This is a genomic window from Rhizobium sp. 57MFTsu3.2 (assembly GCF_012932765.1).
Taxonomy (GTDB): Bacteria; Pseudomonadota; Alphaproteobacteria; order Rhizobiales; family Rhizobiaceae; genus Rhizobium; species Rhizobium altiplani.
In genome coordinates this window covers 21,951-45,266 of the sequence record NZ_JDWI01000013.1, presented here as the reverse complement: position 1 = coordinate 45,266, position 23,316 = coordinate 21,951, and the positions used below count along the sequence as shown (strand labels likewise).

The 23,316-nt window shown below is 58.3% G+C and carries 17 protein-coding genes, 1 pseudogene and 1 riboswitch; of the genes and pseudogenes, 5 read left to right on the top strand and 13 right to left on the bottom strand.

Annotation, left to right across the window (positions count from 1 at the left end; all coding sequences use genetic code 11):
• Positions 1–12: 12 nt before the first annotated feature.
• From AF71_RS15490 to AF71_RS15475, 4 genes are all read right to left on the bottom strand, one after another.
• On the bottom strand, positions 13–1,077 hold the full coding sequence (locus AF71_RS15490) for an ABC transporter substrate-binding protein (RefSeq protein ID WP_246733681.1): 1,065 nt from the start codon (positions 1,075–1,077) through the stop codon (positions 13–15).
• Between the two features lie 87 nt (positions 1,078–1,164).
• Entirely contained in the window at positions 1,165–2,292 is a 1,128-nt protein-coding gene (locus AF71_RS15485) for an ABC transporter substrate-binding protein (RefSeq protein WP_169681984.1), read from the bottom strand.
• Between the two features lie 32 nt (positions 2,293–2,324).
• On the bottom strand, positions 2,325–3,458 hold the full coding sequence (locus AF71_RS15480) for an ABC transporter ATP-binding protein (RefSeq protein ID WP_169681983.1): 1,134 nt from the start codon (positions 3,456–3,458) through the stop codon (positions 2,325–2,327).
• A complete protein-coding gene (locus AF71_RS15475) occupies positions 3,458–5,290 on the bottom strand; it encodes an iron ABC transporter permease (protein WP_169682073.1) in 1,833 nt (610 codons plus the stop codon). The genes AF71_RS15480 and AF71_RS15475 overlap by 1 nt, the downstream gene beginning before the upstream one ends.
• A gap of 552 nt (positions 5,291–5,842) precedes the next feature.
• On the opposite strand from AF71_RS15475, the gene AF71_RS15470 reads away from it, so the two are divergent.
• Positions 5,843–6,829 (top strand): LacI family DNA-binding transcriptional regulator, encoded by a 987-nt coding sequence (locus AF71_RS15470; RefSeq protein WP_169681982.1) that lies wholly within the window; start codon positions 5,843–5,845, stop codon positions 6,827–6,829.
• On the opposite strand, the gene AF71_RS15465 is transcribed toward AF71_RS15470, so the two are convergent.
• The 4 genes from AF71_RS15465 to AF71_RS15450 form a co-directional block, all read right to left on the bottom strand.
• Entirely contained in the window at positions 6,826–8,469 is a 1,644-nt protein-coding gene (locus tag AF71_RS15465) for a Na/Pi cotransporter family protein (protein WP_169682071.1), read from the bottom strand. The two genes, AF71_RS15470 and AF71_RS15465, sit on opposite strands and share 4 nt — an antisense overlap.
• Before the next feature lie 67 nt (positions 8,470–8,536).
• Positions 8,537–10,225, bottom strand: coding sequence for a metallophosphoesterase (locus AF71_RS15460; RefSeq protein ID WP_169681980.1), 1,689 nt, complete (start codon positions 10,223–10,225; stop codon positions 8,537–8,539).
• Positions 10,222–10,824: a dual specificity protein phosphatase gene (locus tag AF71_RS15455; protein ID WP_169681978.1), complete on the bottom strand. Its 603-nt coding sequence runs from the start codon at positions 10,822–10,824 to the stop codon at positions 10,222–10,224. The genes AF71_RS15460 and AF71_RS15455 overlap by 4 nt, the downstream gene beginning before the upstream one ends.
• Positions 10,825–10,879: 55 nt before the next feature.
• Positions 10,880–11,710, bottom strand: a complete 831-nt coding sequence (locus AF71_RS15450; RefSeq protein WP_169681977.1) for an inositol monophosphatase — start codon at positions 11,708–11,710, stop codon at positions 10,880–10,882.
• A 252-nt stretch (positions 11,711–11,962) separates the two neighbouring features.
• Here AF71_RS15450 and AF71_RS15445 point away from each other — a divergent pair, with 252 nt between their 5' ends.
• Positions 11,963–12,553, top strand: coding sequence for an NUDIX hydrolase (locus AF71_RS15445; protein WP_246733667.1), 591 nt, complete (start codon positions 11,963–11,965; stop codon positions 12,551–12,553).
• Between the two features lie 81 nt (positions 12,554–12,634).
• Here the strand turns inward: AF71_RS15445 and nrdF are convergent, their stop codons facing one another.
• The 5 genes and pseudogenes from nrdF to AF71_RS15420 form a co-directional block, all read right to left on the bottom strand.
• Positions 12,635–13,624, bottom strand: a complete 990-nt coding sequence (gene nrdF / locus AF71_RS15440; RefSeq protein WP_169681976.1) for a class 1b ribonucleoside-diphosphate reductase subunit beta — start codon at positions 13,622–13,624, stop codon at positions 12,635–12,637.
• A gap of 15 nt (positions 13,625–13,639) precedes the next feature.
• The gene (nrdE, locus tag AF71_RS15435; protein WP_169681975.1) at positions 13,640–15,808 is read right to left on the bottom strand and encodes a class 1b ribonucleoside-diphosphate reductase subunit alpha; all 2,169 of its coding nucleotides are present in this window, start codon (positions 15,806–15,808) and stop codon (positions 13,640–13,642) included.
• Complete coding sequence (gene nrdI, locus AF71_RS15430; RefSeq protein WP_169681973.1) at positions 15,778–16,191, bottom strand: class Ib ribonucleoside-diphosphate reductase assembly flavoprotein NrdI; 414 nt, start codon at positions 16,189–16,191, stop codon at positions 15,778–15,780. The genes nrdE and nrdI overlap by 31 nt, the downstream gene beginning before the upstream one ends.
• A gap of 10 nt (positions 16,192–16,201) precedes the next feature.
• The gene (gene nrdH, locus AF71_RS15425) at positions 16,202–16,423 is read right to left on the bottom strand and encodes a glutaredoxin-like protein NrdH (RefSeq protein WP_169681970.1); all 222 of its coding nucleotides are present in this window, start codon (positions 16,421–16,423) and stop codon (positions 16,202–16,204) included.
• A 248-nt stretch (positions 16,424–16,671) separates the two neighbouring features.
• A riboswitch (cobalamin riboswitch) is annotated at positions 16,672–16,895 on the bottom strand.
• 121 nt (positions 16,896–17,016) lie between these two features.
• A pseudogene (locus tag AF71_RS15420) lies at positions 17,017–17,652 on the bottom strand (5-methyltetrahydropteroyltriglutamate--homocysteine S-methyltransferase); the annotation flags it as partial.
• Positions 17,653–17,965: 313 nt separating this feature from the next.
• Between AF71_RS15420 and AF71_RS15410 the strand changes: the two are divergent.
• The 3 genes from AF71_RS15410 (at position 17,966) to AF71_RS15400 (ending at position 23,200) form a co-directional block, all read left to right on the top strand.
• Positions 17,966–19,285: a DUF1214 domain-containing protein gene (locus AF71_RS15410; protein ID WP_169681968.1), complete on the top strand. Its 1,320-nt coding sequence runs from the start codon at positions 17,966–17,968 to the stop codon at positions 19,283–19,285.
• A gap of 98 nt (positions 19,286–19,383) precedes the next feature.
• A complete protein-coding gene (locus tag AF71_RS15405; RefSeq protein WP_169681966.1) occupies positions 19,384–20,418 on the top strand; it encodes a DUF1254 domain-containing protein in 1,035 nt (344 codons plus the stop codon).
• Between the two features lie 925 nt (positions 20,419–21,343).
• Positions 21,344–23,200: a mechanosensitive ion channel family protein gene (locus AF71_RS15400; RefSeq protein WP_169681964.1), complete on the top strand. Its 1,857-nt coding sequence runs from the start codon at positions 21,344–21,346 to the stop codon at positions 23,198–23,200.
• The last annotated feature ends 116 nt before the right edge of the window (positions 23,201–23,316 follow it).

Genomic DNA, 23,316 nt, shown 5'->3' with positions numbered 1-23,316 from the left:
TCTGACCGGCGTTTACTTGCGGTAATTCGTCCGCCAGAAGTCTTGCCAGCTCTCGCGCTTGTCGAGATCGGCCGCCGCCGTGGATGAATCGAATGCCATGAGCTCGTCGATATGCCGTGAAACACCAGACGGCTCGTCGAGCGGCAGGTTGATCTTCGAATTGCCAGAGATTTTCCCGTCGACAGTCTGTGGTGCAATTCCCTCCTCGGTCATCAGATAGTGGACGAAGAGCCTGGCCGCATTCGGGCTTTTGGTCTGGGTGGCGATCAGACCGAAACCCGGATAGAGAAAGCCGGAAAATGGCTTGATCCCGGCGCACAGTCCGAGCTTCAGACCCTTGGCCTCGTTGTCCCGGTACTTCGCTGTCGAGGTAATGACGAAGAACGGATCGGCTTGCCCTGGCGCGCCGGCAGCATCGGCGACCGTCGTCGAATCCGAAAGAAGCGGCCCGTTTTCGGCGAAAGCTTTCACCCAGGCGGCAGTGGCGGTCGCACCGCCGGTATCCAGCTTCTTGCCGTAGAGGTCTTCGTATGCCTTGGCCACTTCGGCGTCGTGATGCATCTCGATCTGATTGAACCAGTCAGCGTAGAGCGGCTTGTCGAAAAGGTCGAGCATGGCGAGCTTTCCCTTCCATTGCGGTTCGGTCAGCTGCCAGATGTTGGTGACAGGGCACTTAGCGTATTTTTCTGTATTGTAGGTCCAAACATGTGCGTCGGACACGACCGTCAGCGGATTGCGAAGCTTTTCAGGGATATCTGCCTCGATGTCCGGAGGCGTCCAGCTCGTCACAATTCCTTCGGGCAACAGTTCGCCCATTGCAGAAGCGACATCCGTTGCAACACTGACATCACCGACGACATTGCCCGCCTGGCGCTCGCGGATCACCAGTTCGACCTGTGTCGCCTCATTGACCTTCTTGCCGCTCGCCTGAACCCCATATTTCTTGGTAAAGGCTTGCGCGGTATCAACAATCTTGCCGGTCACGGCGTAGACGGTGATCGGCGGCTCTTGTCTGGCGGCCTCGATCATTGCGCCGAGATCGAACGCGTCGGCGGCTCGGGCCGCTTCGCTGGCCATGGAAGCGACGGAGATTGCTGCAACATAGGCAAGTCCGGCAGCCCTGACCTTCTTCAAGTTCGTCATGTATTTCCTCCCGTACCCGTTTTATTTTTGGTAGTTCATTCGCCAGAAGTCCTGCCACGTCTCACGAGCATCCCAGTCGTCAAGGCTCGTCGCCATGGAATAGGGCAGGAGCTGGTTCAACGCGGCGCCAATTCCCGAAGGCTCGTCCGCCGGCAGCTTGACATCCTTGTTCGTCGACATTTTTCCGTCGATCGCCTGTGGGGTGATGCCTTCTTCTGTCATGATGAAGTGGACGAAGAGCTTGGCCGCGTTCGGGCTGTCAGTACCCTTGGTAATCAGACCGACGCCCGGGTAAAGCCAGCCGAGCCATGGCTTCAGGTCCTTGCAGAGACCGAGTTTCATGCCCTTGTCGGCATTGTCGCGAAACTTGGCAGAGCTGATCAACCCCATGAAAGGCTGCGACTGACCTGGAGCGCCTACCGCATCGGCAGCGGCGGCATCGGCATCAGTCAGAAGCGGCGCGTTTGCGGCGAGCGCCTTGACCCAGGCCGCAGTGGCGCTTGTCTCATTTGTTTGCAGATCCTTTCCGTAGCGCGCCTTGTAGGCCGCCCTGACCTCTTCGTCCCCGTGCTTTGCCATCTGGTTGAACCAGTCGACATAGGAGGCTTTTCCGAGCGGATCCTGCATCGCCACCTTAGCCTTCCACTTCGGCTCGGTGAGCTCCCAAATATTACTGACTGGACAACTGTCGAAAAGCGCCGTGTTGTAGGACCAAACATTGGCGCTTGTGACCACGGTCAAGGGATCCTGGTATTCGACGGGAATCTTGGCGGCAAGGTCGGGCGGCAGCCAGCTTTCCGCAAAACCCTGCGGGATAAGCTGGGCGACGGCGGCAGGCGCGTCGCTGATGATCGATACGTCACCTTGAATGTTGTTGGCACGTGCTTCACGGATAATCATCTCAAGCTGGGCCGACGCCTTCACCTTCGAACCTTCCGCCTCAAGACCGTATTTCTTGGCGAAGTTCTTCGCCATCTCCACGATCTTGCCGGTGCTGTCGTAAACCGTTATCGGCTTTTCCTTCTTTGCGGCTGCAACGAGCCCGTCGAGGTCAAAACCATCGCCCGCGCCTGCAGCTCCCGCCGTTGTCGCAACGATTGATGCCGCGCAAAGCAACCTGCGAGCACTGTCTTTCATCATGCGCCTCATACTGCTCCTCCTTCAGTAAGAACGTTATTCAGTCAGTTCAAAACGCCAACGCGCAGCAATATGTCTGCCTCGACGAGACGATCTCCCTGCGCGTCGAAGACATGGAGCGCTTCTGGCGGGGCGTGGAAAAACACGCGCTCGCCTCCTTCGAGACGCGGCAATGCGTGGGTGGTCAAAAAGAGCGTGTGGTTGTCGCTTCTCAGTTCAAGGATCCAGCTGCCCCCCGTCGGCAGGACGCCGGTAACCGTCATTTCTGCGGAAAATTCACCTTGAGGCACGTCCTCGATCCTGGTGACGTAGCCCATTGCCTCCGGCCTGACGCCAACCGAACCGATGCCCCGCAAAGCTGAGTAGCGTGCAGAAAAATAGGCTTCGGCCTTGTCGGCAATATCGGAGGCACCGGGTTTGCCGAAGGTCAGGATATTGATCGGAGGACTTCCGACAAACTCGGCAACGAAGCGGTTGGCCGGCTTGTCATAGATGTCGTTCGGGGTTCCCATCTGCTGAAGGGTGCCCTCGTTCATCACGGCGATCGTTGTCGCGAGCGTCATCGCTTCCCATTGATCATGAGTGACGAAGACGATGGTTGTCTTGAACTCCTTGTGCAGCCGCTTGAGCTCTGCGCGCATCTCGAGACGAAGCCTCGCATCAAGGTTCGACAAAGGTTCGTCAAGAAGCAGAACACCCGGGTTGACCGCAAGCATGCGGGCGAGCGCCACGCGCTGCTGCTGCCCTCCAGAAAGTTGCGAGGGGTAGCGGTCGCGGTACTTGGCAATGTCGAGAGCCTGCATCACCTTCTCGACACGCGCCTCACGCTCTGCCTTCGGCAGCTTTCGCAAGCGCAGGCCGAAATCGGTGTTGCGCTCTATTGTCAGGTGGGGCCAGAGTGCGTAGCTCTGAAAGACGAGGCCCATCTCCCGCTTTTCCGGCGGAACGAATATCCCCTCGGCCACGGAGTCGATCACGCGCTCGCCAACCATGATCTCGCCGCCGGAGAGGTTTTCCAGCCCCGCGATCATTCGCAATGTCGTGGTCTTGCCGCAGCCAGAAGGGCCAAGGAGACACATGAATTCGCCATCACGGATTTCCAGATCGAGATTGGAAACAGCATTTGCCGAGTTCATGCCGTAGTTCTTTTGCGCACCGCGCAGGTTGATAGTGGGCATCAGCTTCCAAGTCCTTCTGCAAGATTTGTGCGCGTGAGTTTCTGAGCGAGCAGCGTGCCGAAATAGGCGATGCCGGCGATGATGAGGACCACCGCATTGGCGGCCTGCGTGTAGTGGTAATCGACCAGTCGGAGCGAGTAGGTCGTAAGGACGTCAGTGCTTGGCACAGCGAGAATGACAAAGAGGCTGAGGCCCTTGATGCCTGATATGAACGGCAGGAGGACACCTGTTACCAGCGACCCCTTCTGGATCGGGATAACGATCGAAACCATGCGTCGCAGCCAACCGGCGCCGGCGATCTGCGCGGCCTCTTCGGGGTCCTTTCCAAGCTGCGTCATCGCCGAAATGCCAGCACGCGAGGCATAGGGCATCTGGTCGGCAATGAGGGCGAGCACAAGAATGGTCACTGTTCCATAAAGCGCCGGCATCGGGCCCCGAGGCACTGCGAAGAGCGAGAGATAAGCGGCTGCAAATGCGATGCCGGGAACAAGGTATGGGAGGAAAGTGACCTGGCGAAGGTACACGGAGAGTGCACGCACCGGTGTGCGGATCACGACATAGCCAACGAAGAGGCCAAGAATTCCCGATGTCAGCGAGGCAAGCCCGACAATCATCATGGTATTCTTGGCCGCCGCCCAAAGGTCTGGGCTTAGCAGGATGCCGCTCTGCAACGCCACGGTGTCAAGGTTCGTGCCGATCCAGTAGTCCAGCGTGAAATTATCGAAGGTGAACTGCGCGGGGATCTTCATGACTGTAGAGAGCGCAAGGGTCAGGATCGGCAAGCCGACGCTCAGAACGAAGATCGCCGCAGCAAATGCGGTTGCCGGGATGCGCATGTTGCCGAGCCGGCTTTGCCGGTTCATCGACCCTTTCGATCCGATGGTGACGAACCGCCGGGCTTCCCTCACCAGGCGCGCATCGATCATGAGCGTGATGATGCCGATGACCATAATCGAGGCAGCCACAACGCCGGCGACACCTGTCTGGCGTGACGCGATGCTGCGAAAAAGCGACGTCGAGAGCACCTCGAACTTCACGGGCAGGCCGAGCACATAGGGGACGCCGAATTCGCCCAGGCATTTCGCGAAGATCAGAACCATCGACGAGAGAAGTGCCGGGCGCATCAGCGGGAGGATGACCTGGATTGCGACCTGATACCGGCGGGCGCCAAGGATGCGGGCCGAGTCTTCAAGTTGTGAATCGAACCGACGCAGGGCCGAACCAAAAAGCAGGATGACGAACGGGGTATAGTGAAGGGCCAGGATGATCGTGATCGGGAAGCGTCCATAGGCGACCCAGTCGGGTGGGGTCATACCCATCGCTTCGAACCAGCCGGGCGTGCCGCCGATGGTGCGATTTTTGAACAAGGTCGTCCAGGCAAGCGCGAATGTCCAGGCGGGAAGCATGTAAGGCACGATGAGCGCGGTCGCAAACCATCGGCGGCCGAACATATCCGTCCTGCTGATCAGCCAGGCAAGCATCGTCCCGATCACAAGAGACAGGGCGATCGCGCCAAGCGCAACTGTCAGCGTATTGAAAAGCGGGTACCAGAAGAGGTCGGAGGCAACCGGCGAGAAGAATGCCCGGTCGAGATAGTAAAGGGTTAGGTCTCCAACCTCCTTGCCGAGGCGGCGCTCGTGACCAAACTGCACCCTAACCGCGTCGAGCACGATCGATATGATCGGCACGACTATGAGGTAGGTAAAGAGCAGAGCCACAAAAATGCCGACGAGGGTCGTTGGCTCGCGCAAGGCAATCTTCAGACGGTACCGCCACCGCTGCCAGTTGGACGGTGCTGCGAGTGCGTTCTTATGAGACGCTTCTGCTTTCATGGCTTCACTGTAAAAACTCAACCGTTCCTCCCATCGCGTCATGTTCGCAGCCCAAGCTGGTCGGCCAGCACTTCGGGCGCAACAAGCCGTCCGCGGTAACACCACGGTCTCGCCCAGCAAGGGTTACGAAAATGTCCTCCGAAGGTGGACCGTCGCGATCCGCCTCCCACCAAGCAGGCCAGCTCCTTCCGGCGTGCTTGTCACAGGAGAATACAGAATAAATATTCCATATTCTCCTGCTTATAGAATGCATGATCCACGTAATCGGCATATTTGTCAACAGAAAATTGCACACGTGCGCAACGTCTATGTCGTTGTTTTTTCATGCTTCTTTTTTGCTGTATATGATATTTTTCGAACGGGCTTGCAGTCAATCGATTGAGCGATGGAATAAACGCTCCGTTTCGACCGCATGCATCTTCTCCGCACCAAAGCTGGAGCCGCCTGCGAATCCCGACTTTTTGCAGCGCGAACCGGTCGAGAAATTTTCCGGTTGGAAAAGTCGAAGCTTTGTGGCCTGTGATAACCGCGCTGATTTGTTGAAAGTGGCATATGGCAACAACGTTTGTAACAGCTGAAGATGTAGCCAAGCGGGCGGGTGTTTCCCGCTCCGCCGTGTCGCGGACGTTCACTCCAGGTGGGAGCGTCTCGAAGCTTGTCAGGCGAAAGGTTCTGAAAGCCGCGCGGGAACTCGGCTATCGGGTCAATCGCCTGGCCCAGGGCCTTAACAGCGATCGGTCAAATCTGATCGGTGTTGTCGGTGCCAATCTCGGCTCTCCATTCATTTCGAAGCAGCTCGATCTTCTGAGTATCGGGCTTTTGCGCCGCGGGCTGCAATGCTTGCTTCTAAATGCTGCCGATGCTCGCAAGGACATCGCGCCGCTGATTGAGCTGTTGTTTGAGTTCAGGGTGCAGGCGATCGTGGTCCTGTCCGGCGAGCCGCCCGCATCGATTGTTGATGAGTGCATTGCCAATGGTGTCCGACTGATTCTCATCAATCAGAGGCTCGATCGCACGGACACCAACATGGTTCTCAGCGACGATTCACATGGGGCGGACCTCGCGGCCATGCGTCTGGTTGAGGCGGGATGCAAGAAGGTTGCCGTTGTCTCCGGCAGCAGCCAGACACCGGCACAGACACGGCGAGCCCATGCCTTTAGCCAGCGAATGGGTATTGAAGGCATCGAGGTCGTGGCCTGGTCCGATGGCCCGACGAGTTACGAGAGCGGATATAGGGCCGGTTGCGAACTACTCACCGATACGGCGATCGACGGTGCTTTCTGTGTTACCGACTTGCTTGCTCTGGGCTTTCTCGATGCTGCTCGCCTTGAGATGGGCCGCAGGGTTCCCGAGGAGGTCTCGATTATCGGCTTTGATGACATTCCACAAGCCGGCTGGAAGGGATACCAGCTCACAACTGTCGCCCAGTCGCTCGAGGAACTGACAGACAAAGTGCTTGGCGCCCTGGACAATGATGAGGCGGAAACGAGGCTACAAGTCGTTTCCGTAACAATGGTAGAACGCACGACGGCACGCTAGACTCCCTGGCGAATGCGGCTTTCGATCAAAAGGCCGCTATCGTCGAGAATGGGATGCGCAACCGATGCCAGATGCGCATGTATCCGCTTGAGGTCGCGCAACAGATCGAGATGCAGCGAGCTTGTCTGCACGCTATCGAGCCGGCCTTCACGAAGTCGTTGCAAATGGCGTTCAGCAGATTGCTTCTCCAGACGACGCACCTCTTCCTTGACCTCGACAAGGCGCCGGGCAAGATCCGGATCGCGCGTGGAAAAGACAGCCTGTGCCATGCGAAGACTGTCGAGTGTCAGGGCGAATAAAGCCGTTATCTCGCGGTGTCCCTCTTCAGAAAACTGCAGACCGCGGTCGATCTTCTTGGCGATTTCAGGAGCGATCCCCTTTTCGATGATGTCGCCGATATGCTCCAGATTGATTGCATATTCCACGATATCCATCGACTGCCGATGCTCGGCCGTACTCAGGCCATCGTGACCAAGCTTTGCGATGTAGACCTTGATGTCATGCTGTATGCGGTCGACCTGTCCTTCAAGCTTGATGATGCCTGCGAGCTCTGCCTGGTCATTGCGCGTATTTGCGCTGGCTGCCTGCGACAGCATTCGCTCGACAAGGTCTCCGACCGCCATCGCTTCACGGCTTGCGCCCGCCATGGCGGCGACTGGATGCGAGAGGTTGCTGCGATCTAGAAAACTGGTCTGGCTGTCATCCATCTTCGGGTCGGGCAATAGGGAGCTCGTCGCCTTGAGGAGTACCCTCGACAAGGGCCAGGCTACAAGCGCAAGGGCGAGATTGAAGGCAAGGTGCGCATCGACTGCAAAATTCGGATGTGGAAGCGGCGACGCCTCCAACAGCAACGCACCGTAGCCTGCCAATGGCAGAGCAAGGCAGACACCCGCAGCGCGCACGATCAGATTGCCAACCGCGACCCGCCTTGCGCTTGGAGGCGCTTTCAGCGTTGCTAGCACGGGGGGAACGGCGCCGCCAAGATTGGCTCCAAGGATCAGCACGATGACTAGACCGGTGTCGACCTGACCGCTTGCCGAGAGCGACAGGATGAGCACGACGACCGCAAGGCTCGATGATGCCAGGATGGCAAGGAATGCTGAAAACAGCAAAGCGACGGGCCACGCGTTTCCAAGCATCCTGATGAAGACGCTCAGCGCCGGCGATTGGCGCAAGGGTTCCGTCGCTGCTGAAAGCAAATGAAGCGACAAGAGCATCAGGCCGACGCCGATCAAAGCAACGCCGGTCCCCTGCACCGCCGTCGAGCGCCGGCGCATCAGGACAGCACCGACAAGAAGAAGGAGCGGTGACAGCCACTCAAGACCAAGCGCCACGATCCAGGCTGTGGCAGCCGTGCCGATATTGGCTCCGAGCAGAACGATCTGGGCCATTGCCGGGACAATCAGGTCACGCTCGACGAATGATGCTACCATGAGCGCGGTTGCGGTCGAACTCTGAAGGGCAATTGTCGCAATGAAGCCGGCGACCAACGAGCGAAAGCCGCTGCGCGTTCCCCTTGCCAGGCCAACCCTAAGCTTCGCGCCGAAGGCACGTGTCATCCCGTCCTTGACCTGGCTGAGGCCAAAGAGCAGGAGCGCAACTGCGCCAAAGAGATTGACGCTGACAATCGCCGATTCCATTAGCATCACTCACTATTTCCGCGGCGGCCACTTAACGCCGCCCACCCGCTTCGGACTTTTGCCTCGCTCAAGCGGGCATTCTGTCCATGACGTCGTCAAACTTTATCGTAACCGATTTACCGGCATTCTGAGCGCGATCGAGGAAGGATCCCAATGCACCGAAGAAGATCGCCAGGAAGCCCTCTGTCGTTTTGTCATGGGCTTGCGGTTGCTGCCCGCAGCACGCCGCAACGATGCGATAGAGTGCGAGCCTCTCGGCCTCGACATGACCGAAGGCCAGGCAAGAGCCCTGCCTGAGGCAGTACCAATCAGCGATGAGCTCGGTCATCGGAACACTTTTGGCGAGTTCGATCGTTGCAGGATCGAGAGCGGGCAGAGCGTCTGTCACGCATTTGGCCGCTTCCCAAATGTTCATGACGGCAATTGAAGCCGCAACCTGGGCCGGCCATTCCTTCGCAAGATAGCGATGGATGACAAGCGCCTGTTTGTGCGCGCGCAAAAATTCACCGTAGCTGCTGGAGGCGAACGATCGATCGACCTCTTCCCCGCGAAATGCCACTTCCCTTGCATATCCATCCAGGATTGCCGGATTGACGGGAATGGAAGCCAGCTCGATGGCCGCGACCGATATCTCGTCGCTGGAGAGCGTCACGACCTTGAAGGCAGGCGGAAAGGCAACAAGCGACGGAACCGCGACATTCGTCAAGTTTCGATTGGCGCGTGTCCTCCGGGTCAGCCCCTCGACATGGAGATGGCCACTGAAATGAACTTCTATGCCGACTGTGAAAAACGCGTCCTGGACCGGCTGGCGAGGTGTGCGCCGCACGACATTCGTCTCGCCGAACAGGAACCGCTCGGCCTCTGCCGCACCGTCGAACGGATCCAGCGCCGGATAATGCGAAAAGGTAAGGAGCGTCTTGCCCAGCATCCGCGCGCGTTGCGCGACGTCGTTCATCCAGGAAAGGATGAAGGGCTTGGCGCGGAGCATTGCGTTCCAGCCACCGACAGTGCTGTCGGTAAATGCCGCCTCTACTCCACGCCCGAACGCGCCATTCAGCGGCTCAAACACATTGGCGTCAATCATCATGAGCCAAAGCCCGTCTTCTGGTTCGACAAGATAGGAGGCATCCATCAGCCGGTATTGATTCCGCCCGTCAGGCGATGCAGCGTCATAGAGACGGTCACACGAGGCGTCGGAGCCCCCGAAGGGACTTTCCCAGTGGAGGTACTCCGCTCGCCTGAAGTAGCCGAACTCGGCCATCGGACCGAGACCTTCAGGATATCCGGCGCAATACATGGCTCGGTTGATCACGGTACCCGGTCCAGCCTGCGTCTCGTCGCTGGATATCAGGATGGTATTGCCGTTGTCCTTCAAGAATTCCTTCGTGTGGTGGCGTCCGCAAGGCCCGAAGATGTCGTGATTACCAGGCAACGCGTAGAATGCCGTTCCATGAGCATCGCGGTACCGTCTCAAGATGCTGGCCAAAGCTTCGGTGGTGCTTTTCTGCCCGTCGTCGGTGTAGTCGCCAAGGAGAACGACGTGGCGGACACGCCGCTTGGCGACCTCGTCAAGTGCCGCTGTTAAGGCGCCAGCACTTTCATTGAAGACACGCGTCGATTGACGCGTGTCGGCCCAGCTGCGCAGGGACATCCCTTCACCGTCCGCAGTGTCTCCTGAAAGACAGAAATCGCTGTTCAGTTCATGGAAATGCGCGTCTGCGATCACCGCGATGTCGGAGAAACGGCGAACGCTCATCCGCCGGTCGCTCCTTGTTCGATGGTATCAATCCAGTTCGAGGCTCGCTTCGCTGCCGCCAAAAGCATTGGTTTGGGCGTCTCGAACCATTCTTCGGGGCGAAGTTCACGGCGCTCGCGAATGTGGGAAATGGCGTCCTCGATTGTTGGGAAAAGGTCGCGCTGTTGCCTATAAATGCAAAGCGCCACGAGCGCGACAGAACGGCTACGGCCGCTCCTGCAGTTGACCAATACGTTTCCGCCATCAGCGAAGGGGTACGTATGCCGCTTCGGCATGGTCTGGCGCAGGGCACCATCAAGGATGTAATAAGCCCCGAGCATCATCGTATCGGGACTTCCCTCCCCGTCGATCAGACCGACCTTGTAGTAGCGAATATCCCCATATCCTGAGGCCCTGACGTCTTCGCTCTCCGGTTCACCTCGCACGTAGTTTATGTCAAGATTGACGGCGCAATTGACAACGGTCGTAATGCCATGCCGACGAAGCAGACCGAGATCGCTCGCCCCGTCACTGCCGCCGATGTAAAGCGATGAGCCATGGGGGCCGAGGCCATCGGTGATCAGGCTGATTGCCGGGCGCGAATAGACTGGTCCATCCATCTCGAAATCCTTTGGTTGGTACGCTAACGCTTGTTCCGGCGCCTCGTGACTGTCATCAGCCGGAGGCAGCCAGCCTGTCAGCTGTTGGTGCAACGGCAATCGGAATACGGGCCGCATTGCTGACGCCGCTGGCCACCCCGGGCGCCGCCGCAAGCACAGGTCCACCAAATTCCAGGGTCCCAATTTCAAAAAACGGGCAGACGGCCCCGCCGGCTTCGCTGACGAGCAGCAATCCTGCCAGGCAGTCCCAGGCATTCATGTGGAGTTCGACATAACCGTCGGAACGGCCATCGGCGACATAGGCGAGAGCCATGGCACCTGACCCTGCCCGTCGCACATTGGCGCCAAGCGCAAGCAGCTCGCCCATCACACCAAGGTAGGTCTCATTCGGTACCCTGGTCGACCAGCCCATCTCGATGGAGGCGGCCTCGAACCTGTTGGTCCTGGCCGTATCAATTGATCGGTCGTTCAGCGTGGCGCCCTTGCCGCGTTCGGCGAAGTAAAGTTCGTCGAGCGCGGGATTGAAGATTGCGCCAAATTGTGTTTGCCCGGCCTCGACGTAGGCGATCGAAATGCAGAAATGTGGAATCCCGCGTGCAAAGTTCGCAGTACCATCGACCGGGTCGACCACCCAGATCCTGTCACCAATTACTCCGCCACCTTCCTCACCAAAAAAATGATCATCCGGAAAATGCTCGGTGATCACTGCGCGGATATGCGCCTCGGAAGCGGCGTCGGTCTCGGTCAGATAGTCTTGAGGACCCTTCATGGACGACGTTGCCGTCCGCTTTCGAAAGCCCTGCAGAACAAGCTCGCCGGCTGAGCGGATCACTGTCTTGCACAGCGCTACGCGTTCTTGAGCTTCACAGAATTCGGCTTCGCGCATGAGGCCCTCCAAATTGCACACGCGTTCATATTGCACACGCGTGCAAATACGTCAATAATGGTTTTGCAAGGCACCAAACGGATTCTCCGTCAAATATCTTGCAGGTTTGCTCACGCGTTCGCGGTGTTACACGGTGTCGATCCGGGCCACGAAATCGCGACGTGAGAGGTTCATTTGCACACTCGGCGAGCGTCTGATCGTCGCCTCCGACCCTATCTTAACCCGATAGGACTTATTAGGGTCTGACAAAACATGGAACTCGATTTGATGCCGAGAAAAAAGCAGAAGGTGGAAGCGCCGGGAAGCCGTCCGTCCCTCTTGGCGCAGTTGGCGCGGGAACCGGAAAAATTGTTTTCTGCGGCCTTCCGGCAACAATATGGTGCAGTCTGCTTCCGCTACATCGATGACACCGGCAACATTGAAGTCCTCCTGATTTCCTCCCGGGATTCCGGTCGATGGATTGTGCCCAAGGGCTGGCCGATGAAAAGGAAGAAGCCATATGAGACAGCTGAAATCGAGGCCTGGGAGGAGGCCGGCGTCAATGGCGTCGTGCACAAGACACCCGTAGGCCGCTATACCTACCTCAAGTTCCTCGACGATGGCGAGATCGCGCCGATCATCGTCGACCTGTTCCAAATTGAGGTGACGGACCAGAAGAACGTGTTCAAGGAAAAAGGGCAGCGGCAAATGGCCTGGCTTGCTCCGGACGAAGCTGCCCGGCGGGTTCGTGAACTGGAACTCAAATCACTGCTGGTGGACTTTACGCCGAGAGGCAAGCGCAGGAAGCAAGAACCCCCATTGGTGCCTGACGAAAAGCCATCGCGACAATGTGGAAACGAATGAGGGTCTTGAGCGGAGTCGAACGCACGACGCCGCAAGGACTGGCTGCTCCTGCAGGAAAGCTTCTATGCGCAACGACCTAATTTAGAAATCCCAATCTTCGTCCTCGGTCGCAACCGTCTTGCCGATAACATACGACGAACCGGATCCTGAGAAAAAGTCGTGGTTCTCGTCGGCGTTCGGCGATAGCGCCGACAGGATGGCCGGATTGACCTTGCACGCCTCTGCTGGAAACAAGGCCTCGTAGCCGAGGTTCATCAGCGCCTTGTTGGCATTGTAGTGCAGGAACTTCTTTACGTCTTCTGTGAGGCCCACGCCGTCATAGAGCGCCTCGGTATATTTCGCCTCGTTGTCATAGAGTTCCAGCAACAGGTCGAAGGAGAAGTCCTTGATTTCCTGGCGCCGCGCCTCCGGCAATCGCTCGATAGCTCGCTGGAACTTGTAGCCGATATAATAGCCATGCACCGCTTCATCCCGGATGATCAGCCGGATCATGTCGGCGGTGTTGGTGAGCTTGGCACGGCTCGACCAGTACATCGGCAGATAGAAGCCGGAATAGAAGAGGAAGCCTTCGAGGAAAACCGACGCGATCTTCTTTTTCAAGGGATCGGCGGATCCGTACTGCTCCATGATCAGCGCCGACTTCCGCTGAAGGAACTCGTTTTCTTCCGACCAACGATACGCGTCATCGACATCAGGCGTCGAGCAGAGCGTCGAGAAGATCGACGAATAGGAGCGCGCGTGGACCGCCTCCATGAAGGAGATGTTGGAAACCACGGCCTCCTCATGGGGCGTTGTTGCATCCGCCATCAGTTCGACCGAGCCGACGCCGTTCTGGATCGTGTCGAGCAGCGTCAGTCCGGTGAAGACGCGGATCGCGAGCTGCTGTTCTTCCGGTTTCAGCGTCGCCCAGGAGGGGATGTCGTTCGACAGCGGCACTTTTTCCGGCAGCCAGAAATTGCCGGTGAGCCGGTTCCAGACCTCGAGGTCCTTATCGTCCTCGATGCGGTTCCAGTTGATGGCACGCACGGCGGCGGCAGTCTTCGGGGCTTTGGTCCTTACTTGGATGTTCATCTCGTTCACCTGATATCAAAGGGCACAGGAGACGCAGCCCTGCACTTCCGTGCCGGTCAGCGCCATCTGGCGAAGGCGGATGTAGTAGATGGTCTTGATGCCCTTCTTCCAGGCGCGGATCTGCGCCCGGTTGATATCACGGGTCGTCGCAGTATCACGGAAGAACAGCGTCAACGACAGGCCCTGGTCGACGTGCTGGGTGGCCGCGGCGTAGGTGTCGATGATCTTTTCCGGCCCGATCTCGTAAGCATCCTGGTAGTAGTCGAGATTGTCGTTGGTCAAGAAGGCGGCTGGATAATAGACGCGGCCGATTTTGCCTTCCTTGCGGATTTCGATCTTCGAAACGATCGGGTGGATCGAGGAGGTCGAGTGGTTTATGTAGGAAATCGAGCCCGTTGGCGGCACTGCCTGCAGGTTCTGGTTATAGAGACCGCCTTCCACGACGGCCTGCTTCAGTTCCAACCAGTCGTCTTGCGTCGGAACGTGGACCCCTGCCGTCTCGAAAAGCTCTGCTACACGCGCTGTCGCGGGCTTCCACTCAGCTTCGGTGTACTTGTTGAAATATTCGCCCGAAGCGTACTTCGAATTCTCGAAACCCTTAAAGCTCTGACCCCGCTCGACGGCCAGCCGGTTCGAGGCACGGATGGCATGATAGGTGACTGTGTAAAAGTACATGTTGGTGAAGTCGACGCCCTCTTCGGAGCCATAGTAGATACGTTCGCGGGCGAGATAGCCGTGAAGGTTCATCTGCCCGAGACCAATCGCGTGACTGTCGGCGTTACCCTTAGCCACGGCTGGAACGGACGTGATGTTGCTCATGTCGGAAACGGCAGTCAGCGCCCGGATCGAGGTTTCGATCGTCTTGCCGAAATCGGATGAATCCATCGCTGCAGCGATATTCAGCGAGCCGAGATTGCAGGAGATGTCCTTGCCCATGTGCTTGTAGGATAGATCGTCATTGTAGTCGCTCGCCTCGCTCACCTGCAGGATTTCCGAGCAGAGGTTGCTCATGGTGATGCGTCCGGCAATTGGGTTCGTCTTGTTCACCGTGTCTTCAAACACGATGTAGGGATAGCCGCTTTCGAACTGGATCTCGGCAATAACCTGAAAGAAGTCACGCGCTTTGATCTTCTTTTTCTTGATGCGGCTGTCGGCCACCATCTCCCGGTACTTTTCCGTCACCGAGATCTCGCTGAAGGCGACGCCGTAGACACGCTCCAAATCGTAGGGCGAGAACAGGTACATATCCTCGTTGTTCTTTGCCAGTTCGAATGTGATGTCGGGGACAACAACACCGAGGGACAGCGTCTTGATGCGGATCTTCTCGTCGGCATTCTCGCGCTTGGTGTCGAGGAAGCGCATGATGTCGGGGTGGTGGGCGTTGAGGTAGACGGCGCCTGCCCCCTGTCGCGCGCCGAGCTGGTTGGCGTAGGAGAAGCTGTCCTCAAGGAGCTTCATGACCGGGATTACGCCTGACGACTGGTTCTCGATCTGCTTGATCGGCGCTCCCGCCTCGCGCAGGTTCGTCAACGACAGAGCGACACCGCCGCCGCGCTTGGAGAGCTGCAAAGCGGAATTGATGCCGCGTGCGATGCTCTCCATATTGTCCTCGATGCGTAGCAGGAAGCAGGAGACAAGCTCACCGCGCTGCTTCTTTCCGGCATTGAGGAAGGTCGGGGTCGCCGGCTGGAAGCGGCCCGAGATGATCTCATCAACCATGTCGCGGGCCAGCGCTTCGCTGCCCTGCGCCAGCGTCAGTGCCACCATGCAGATACGGTCTTCGTAGCGCTCGAGATAACGCTTCCCGTCGAAGGTCTTCAGCGTGTAACTGGTGTAGTACTTGAACGCGCCGAGGAAGGTCGGGAAGCGGAACTTCTTATCGTAGGCGTGATCGAACAGGTCGCGGACGAAATTGAACGAATACTGGTCCAGAACCTCCTGCTCATAATAGCCTTCGGTGACGAGGTAATCGAGCTTCTCCCTGAGATTATGGAAGAACACTGTATTCTGGTTTACGTGCTGCAGGAAATACTGCTTGGCCGCTTGCCGATCCTTGTCGAGCTGAATCCTTCCGTCCTCGTCATAGAGGTTCAGCATCGCGTTGAGCGCGTGGTAGTCGAGCGTTGCGTCCGCCACCTTCGTATCCGCCACCTTCACAGGGCGTTCGAGAACTGCCGTGTCCAAAATCGTTCCAATCCATGTTTGACATTGGCGACATCCTCCACGGTGCCCAGAAGCTCGAACCTGTAGAGGTAGGGCACCTGACATTTCCTTGCGATGATGTCGCCGGCAAGCCCGTAGGTCTCGCCGAAGTTGCTGTTGCCCGCGGCAATCACGCCACGGAGGTTCGAGCGGTTCGCCGCATCGTTGAGGAAACGGATCACCTGCTTGGGGACGGCGCCCTTGCCGCCGTCGCCGCAATAGGTCGGGACGATCAGGACGAAGGGACGTTCCGCCGTAAGCGTGAGCTCGGCGCCGATCGGAATCCGCGATGCGGGCAGCCTGAGTTTTTCGACAAAGCGGCGGGTGTTCTCGGATCTGCTGGAGAAATAGACGAGCTCACCCATCGGCCGATCCTCAGGCCAGAGCGTTGATCATATCAGGTCGGAAGCCAGCCCAGTGCAGGTCACCGGCAACGACGACGGGAACCTGACGGTAGCCGAGACCCTGCACGAGCTCGTAGGCCGCGGTGTCGGTCGAGACGTCGATCACGTCATAGTTGATCCCTTGCCGATCGAGCGCGCGTGTGGTCGCCGTGCACTGAACGCAGGCGGGCTTGCTGTAGACGGTGATGGTCATGGTAATCCTCATGTCAGATAGGCGGGCGATAGCGATCGGACATCCTCCGACGTCCGGCCAAAAGTGAGCGATGATGAAGGCAGCCGCTTGCGGTCGCCGGACGCTCAGGCGCCCGTCATTCGCGCGGACGGATTTCGAAACTCAAGATCATAAGACTTCACCCCGAAGTGGCTCATGCGGCGGTCAGGGGAAGCGGCACGCACGGCAACATCCCGCACGCAATCGCGACCTTCCGGACACCCCGCCCGTGGACGTTTGCGTTGCAAGGCAGGTCTCCTGGCTTGCGGATCATCACATTCGATCTGCCTTCCCAATGCCCTCAAGGCGTTCAGTGGACCTATCGATCGAATGCTCGCCGCTCACAGTTGCGGGGGCAGCTCCGGCATTGCTCGACCCATCATGGGCCTCACGCACCGTATTCCCGTCTTAGCTTCCGACGCGAATCGGAAGAACCTCGAACACAAGATATAGTATACGAGGCGAAAATCGCGTCAACGGATACCATCAGACAGACGCAGAAACGCTGGGGACAAATAATGAAGGCAACGAAGCCGGACCTTCGCCCGGCTTCGGGGTTCGGTGGCACGGTAGGGCTAGCCCTCTACCGCGGCTACTTCGCGCAGGCTGCGCGCGGCTTTCACCATATTGACGAGTGCGGGTTTGACCTCTTCCCATTGCGGGTTTTCAAGCCGCAGTCCGGGTTGACCCAAAGTTGGCGGTCGCTCAAATGTGTGCGCGCCAGACTGATCAACGCTCGCATCTCCTCGGCATGAGGAACCCGCGGCTTGTCATAGACACCTGGTCCGATTTCGTTCGGATAACCTTCTCCGACGAATGCATCGAGCAGTTCCATTTTCGACCTTGACGTCTCGATCGAGATCCCATCCGCGTCCATCGCGGCGATCGAATCCATGATGTCGTTGAACTCGGAATAGCACATGTGCGTATGGATCTGCATGTCGTCCGCCACGTCGCTGGAGCAAATTCGGAAGCACTCGACAGCCCAATCGAGATAATGCTGCCAGGCACCCTTCCTGAGGGGAAGGCCTTCGCGTAACGCCGCTTGGTCGATCTGGACCATCGCCGGCGCCCGCTTGTTCGAGATCCTTCACCTCATCATGGATGGCGAGCGCGATCTGTCGGCAGACGGTCTCGCGAGGCAGGTCGTCGCGAACGAGGACCAGTTGAAGAATGGTAACCGGTCCCGTCAGCATCCCCTTCATGGGCTGCGTTCAAGCCAGGCAAGCAGGCTTCCCCTCACTTCGGTCGTGATCTCGAATTGTACGGGACGTCCGGTCTTTCGCTGGACGACCATGGCGCGGGTTCGAATTTCTTGAACGAGAGCCCCGATTTTGATCTTAGCGCGACGCCCGCCTCGTGCCCTCTACCTCAACCCACGCGCCCTCCCGTGCAGCGGTTCGTTCATCGATCCAAATCGGCCGTCGGCATTGCAGAACACTTCAATATTTACCGTAACGTACTTCCTCTCGTGCCTCGAAAAGCGAGGATGTTGTCAGCGCCGCTAACAAGGTCAAGGTCATCATGTCGCTACGCTCTGTTACTTTCCTCCTCCTCGCTTTTTTGATGGTGGCAGGTGGGACCTCGGCGCAGACCGCTCAGGTCAGCGATGAAGAGATCAGCCAGGCCTATATCTACCTGCTTGGCCGGCTGCTGATCACACGCCAACAACAGCTCGACTTCCAGGAAGGTTTTAAGTGGAACGAGTTGGTTCACAGGAAGCCCGGCGCGGTGGACTGGCCCAATCCGAACCTGGACGTCGCCTATTCCGAGGCCTGGGTTGCAGTCGACGAGACCAGTTGCACAATCGTCTCGGTCCCTGAAATCAAAGACCGGTACTTTACCGTCCAATTCCTGAACGGGTGGGGCGAGACGCTTGCCAATATCAACGAACGCGTCTTCCCCAACAAGGCGTCGGGCGATTTCGCCGTTTGTCTGCGAGGCGCAAAAGTGGAGCTGCCTCAGGAGGCCATCCGCATCGATCTTCCTGTTCCGCATGCTCGGATCCTTGCCCGCGTGGCCCTCGGCAACGACCCCGATCGCGCTGTCGTCCTGCAGCATGAGTTCAAGTTGCGGGCGACCGGCGCGCCGAAGCTGCCGGATATCCCGAAGACCCCGATCTTCGAGCTGGAAAAGCTTCCAGGCGTGGAGGCGTTCGATGCGGCGATCCCGGCCCTCGACAGCGAGCCGGACCTTAGTCCGGGGCTGGAGAGACTTCAGACGGACGCGAGACAGATCGCAGCCGCCGTGAAGGACAATGCTGAGGAGCGCAAACGCGTGGACGCCGTCATCAAACAGCACGCCTTTTCGGAACTCGCCAAGGCTGGTGCCACGATCGGCCATGGCGTCGTTCACAACGGATGGGCGCGTCCGGGCGTCGTCGGCGAATACGGCCTGGATTATGTGGCACGGACGCTGGTGAACAACGGCGGCATCTGGGCGAACGTGAAACCCGAGGTTCTCTACTATCGCGGCGGGAAGGACGAGAGTGGTGACGACCTTTCCGGGGACCACGTCTACAAGGTGACATTCCCCAAGGACGCGCTGCCCTCGCGCTTCGCCAAGTACTTCTGGTCTGTCATCGCTGTCGACAATGTCCACTTCCGCGTCCTGCCAAATCCATCGAACCGTTACCTGCTGAACGAGCAGACGCATCCCCAGTTCGGCACTGACGGCTCGCTCACGCTCTATTTCGCAACGAGCAAGCCCGCTGACGCTCCTGACGGAAACTGGCTACCGATCCCAAAGGGGCAGAAGTTCCGACTGACGTTCCGCTTCTACGGTCCGCTCGATGGTGTCTCAAACGGCACGTACTGGCCACCAGCCCTGGTCAAGCTGAATTGAACCGAGCGACGCCCTTCCATGACGGTATGGCGTTCGCCGCGATGTCCACTGCCGCGAACCGCTTCTTGGGTTCTGGCAGATATCTAAGGAGAAGTACTATGCGGCTTTTTCACCTTGCCTCTGTGGCAACTCTTTGCTTCGGCGCAGGAATGCAGGCAGCGCGCGCTGCAGACATGCCCGTTACCGTCGACAATTTTACGCGCGCCGAAACCGATCTCTATTTCAACAACGCACTCAAGGATGCGGGTGGCACGACTGGCAAGTTCGGTCATCATCGCGAACCGATGTCGATCGACCATCAGACCGTTGTCCGCCCCAACCGTGATACACTTTATTCGGTCGCCCTTATCGACCTTGAGGCAGGCCCGGTCACCGTCACTCTCCCTGACGCTGGCACACGCTTCCGGTCGCTGCAGATCATCAACGAAGACCACTATCTGGTAGGCGACGAAGAGTACGACGCTGGCAGCTACACCTATACCCGCGATCAAGCTGGAACACGTTACATTCTTGTCGGATTGCGCACCTTGGTCGACCCCAACAGCCCGGATGATATCCAGCAGGTGCACAGCCTGCAGGATGCTACGAAGGTTAGCCAGACCACGGCCGGGAAGTTCGAGGCCCCTCAATGGGACACGGCGAGTCAAAAGAAGGTGCGAGACGCCCTACTGGTGCTTGGCTCAACCATACCGGACTTCAAAGGTGCGTTCGGCGCGAAAGATAAGGTTGATCCGATCCGCCACCTGATCGGCACCGCCGCAGGATGGGGTGGTAACCCTGAACACGATGCCACCTACCTGAATGTCACCCCGCCCAAAAACGACGGAAAGACGATCTATAGGCTGTCCGTCAGGGACGTGCCGGTCGACGGGTTCTGGTCGATCAGCGTCTACAATTCCAAAGGCTACTTCGAGAAGAACAAGCTGAACGCCTATACGCTGAACAACATTACGGCTGCCAAGGCTGCCGATGGTTCCATCAACGTGCAGTTCGGCGACTGCGATAAGACGAAGGTCGAAAACTGTATTCCGACAATGGCAGGTTGGAATTACACCGTGCGCCTATACCGGCCTCGCGCTCAAGTGCTCGATGGAAGTTGGACATTTCCGCAGGCTATGCCATCAGCACAATGACGCTTCTGGCGCAACTGCGACCCTTGTTGTCACTGCGTCACGTCCGCTTTGCAGCGACAGCGACCGATGGCTCGATGACCGTTATGAAGGCGCAAAGCTGCCATTCCCCGATGCGAGCTTCTATGTCGGCTCTGGGGCCGATCGTCCGGTGCGAGGAAATGCAACACGACAAGCGGACAAATTGATGAACGATCCGCGGCCTGCGGCACAGCTCGCCTTGGCGGTACCAGCTCGTGTAACGCGCGCCTTCCTTCGCGATCCGGTCGATGTTTGGTGTTGCATGCCTATGCGCCGCACCGCCTCCCGTATAGGCAGGTCGGTCTAAAACCGACAAACGATGCACCTGACAATCGATATACTTGCTGAGCGAGAGCAGCCCGCTTTTGGAGAAACGACTAGCTCGCCCGCAAGGTTGTGAAGTCTACACCTGCTTCGACCAACTATCACGAAGTAGCCCGAGCCACGACGGCTAGGCTCAAAACCTGTAAGTTGCAGAGCTTGAACGGCACTTCCATTTAAGGCGCCTAGAATCTGTCCGCAATCGTGCGCCGGTTCAGGGTCTGGTGTGCGTGGGTCGTTCCGCCTCTGGCAATGTTCGCCTTCATGATCTCACCATGCCGTGGTCCGTGGTTTCGGCTTTAGTCGCGAGCCTTTAGAAGCGTCGCGCACACCTCACCGAGGCACACGCTCAGGCGCGCCAATCCCGCACCAGATCCTCTTTGCGAACAACAACTCATGGCTCACCAACACAATTAGTGCGACACTGCAGTAGACATAGCAAGCCAGCGCTGACCATCCGATGCCGGTGCTGAGCCGCGGCCTAGATCGGTATTCTTTATGTAGTCATCGATGGCAGCGCCGCCAAATACTCTGCAGGACCAATGACAGGTTGGCGAAGTGGAAGCACAACAGAGGAACAGGCAGTGTGAGCGAAGAGACCGTAGCCGATTTGGACGTCAATTCCGCGATATTGTCCATTGAGAAGGGTGCCGACGGTTTTGCGGCGGGGCTGAGGGCGCGGTTCTCCGCCTTGTCGGATCTGCCCGGCGAGTTGGCAAACTTGCGGAGCTCCATGGTGGGTGCATCGACCTCGCCGGTCTTGCTTTCCCTTGCAATCGTCCTGGTAGTAGTGTTGACGGCGGGCACCTTCCTCGTGCTAGCGCTGCAAGTGAACAAATGGACTGCCACGAGTGCCGGTTGGCGTAGATTTGGATTGAGTGCTGCGGCCATGGGCGTTGCTCTCACGGTGGGTCTTGTCGCAGCTCGAATGCTTGCGCCGCCGGCCCTGCCTTTGCGAACCCTTCGGCTATGGGTGGTTGCGACTGTCGTTGTCTTCGTCGTTTTATATCTGACGAGACTTATATTGACAGCATCGCGACGGCCGGAGGTCCGCGGCCGGTCCTTTCATGTGCTGGCTCTGTCCCGTGACCTGTCGATCGCTATAGGTTGGGCTATAGTCGGGGTTGCCCTTGTCACCACATTGCAGATTTGGGATGCAGGGCCGGGCCTCAGGGATCTGACGCGGACGGTTTTGATGGCCATCCCGGCCTACCTTTTGCTTGCAGGTATGGTGTGGCGACACAAACGCACGATGGCCGCTGCCGTTGCCGGTCCGCACCCGCGAAGCCGTTGGCGCAGTCGTCTTTCGCGATGTTGGCCGGCGATCGTCATCGGATTTCTCGTCATCACGTTTGTCAGCAGCCAGACCGCTCTGACATTGGGGGCGCCGCTCCCCGGATCAGCGGTGATTGTAACTGTCCTCATGCTGCTTCTAACACCGCATCTCGATGCGATGCTCGGAAGCTGGGCGCAGCGTAAGTTGGAGGCCCCGGACATTTCCATCCCTGCTGCGGCTGGGCGGCAGACACTCCGCTTTGCCATCCTGATTGCTGCATTTTCCATGTTGGGTGTGCTATGGGCGACGCCATTGGCTCTCGGACTTGGCTTCGAATTGCGAAGCGTCGCGCGCGACGCGCTCGGGATGGCGTTGATTGCGCTTGTCGCGGCGTTTCTCTGGAATGTGGTCGGGACGGTGACAGAGCGTGCCGTGCTCGTAGCGGGTCCTACGCTCGGCGGTGGAGAGCCAGGAGTACCTCGTTCGAGACTGGGCACGATCGTCCCGCTGATCAGCGCCATCGGAAAATCGAGTATTCTAGCACTGGCGCTGCTCTCGATCCTGGTGTCACAAGGCGTCAACGTCTGGCCGCTCATCACCGGCCTGAGCGTCTTTGGGCTTGCGATCGGTTTCGGTTCGCAGACGCTTGTCAAGGACGTCGTATCCGGACTTTTCTTCCTGATCGACGATGCCTTCCGTTTCGGCGAATACATCGAGACGTCGGGTGCCAAGGGAACCGTGGAGAAGATTTCTATACGGTCCGTATCGCTGCGCAACTCGCGTGGTGCAATTGCGACGGTGCCCTATGGCCAGATCGGCAAGATCCAGAATTTCAGTCGCGATTGGGCGATCGAAAAGCTGAGCTTTCGTGTTGCGTTCGACACCGACGTCGAATTGGTCCGAAGGCTCTTCAAAAAGATCGGGCAGGACATTGCCGCCGACCCGGAGCTTGCCCCAGACCTCATCGAGACTTTCAAGAGCAAAGGAATCGGCGACGTTGAGGACGGGACGCTGATCATCAAGGCGTCGTTTACGGCAAAACCCGGCAAGCAGTCGATGATCCGGCGCGCGGCCTTGGTGGCGGTCCAAACCGCGTTCAGGGAGAACGGTATTAAAGCCGTGCCGAAACCAATGACGACAAATGCCGGTCCAGCGGACTCTGGTTAGCCAACCGGCTGCTCTCCTTCTTTCTCGGGGACGCTGCCGGTCGGGCACCCTGCAGCCTCGAGTGTGTATTGCAGCAAGCTGACACAACGACGACCACTGGTTTTGGCGCAAACCTA